This is a genomic window from Sulfoacidibacillus ferrooxidans (assembly GCF_022606465.1).
Lineage (GTDB): Bacteria > Bacillota > Bacilli > Alicyclobacillales > SLC66 > Sulfoacidibacillus > Sulfoacidibacillus ferrooxidans.
This window is the reverse complement of sequence record NZ_JALBUF010000068.1, coordinates 1-721: the sequence shown is the minus strand read 5'-3', so window position 1 is coordinate 721 and position 721 is coordinate 1. Positions and strand designations below refer to the sequence as shown.

Annotated in this window: 1 protein-coding gene; it reads right to left on the bottom strand. The window is 50.9% G+C overall.

Annotated features, from left to right (window positions below; genetic code table 11):
* Positions 1-721: IS110 family RNA-guided transposase (locus MM817_RS16395; RefSeq protein WP_241717118.1), on the bottom strand; the 721-nt coding region annotated here is incomplete at its 5' end.

The following is a 721-nucleotide window of genomic DNA, read 5'->3' as shown; positions in this document are numbered from 1 at the left end:
CTACGCGATTGGCTCGTATGGCTTTTTGTCCCGCAGAACGGCGTGAATGATGTACGTCATTTTACGCGCTACAGCGCCCGTTGCAGCTAGATGGTGTTTGCCTTGTGCCCGCTTCTGATCGTAAAAATCCTTGAGGATTGGGTTGTGTATTTTCGCAACACTTGCGGCAAGCCAAATGGCGCGTCGCAAGTAGGGTGAGCCTCGTTTGGACATTCGGTTACGTGTTCCGGTAAATTCTCCTGAACTTCGTACCGTTGGGTCGATCCCGGCGAACGCAACAAGTTTAACGCCGGTCGGGAATCTGGAGATATCTCCAATTTCACCGAGTATAGCAGCAGCGAGAACCGGGCCGATTCCGGGAATCGTCACGAGATTGGTGTCAACGCTTTTGAGACGTTTTTCGATCTCGACATCAAGGGAATCCAACTGTTCCTCTGTAAAGCGAATTTGCTGAAGCAGCAGGCGCAATTGTAGCCGAAATGCGTCGAGTGCTGTGTCGATCCCAAATGAAGACTCGGCAGCGGATTTGATTTCCTCGGCTTTGTCTAAACCCAGGCGATTTCGACTGTGCTTGGCGATGAAGGCTGCCAGCTCTTCCGTATCTACGGCAAGGATTTCTTCTGGCGTAGTGTAATTCATCAACAATTCGGAAGACGTCTTGCCAAACAGGTCAGAGAACAGGCGCTCATATTCAGGAAACAGCATGTCTAAGAGGCCGATG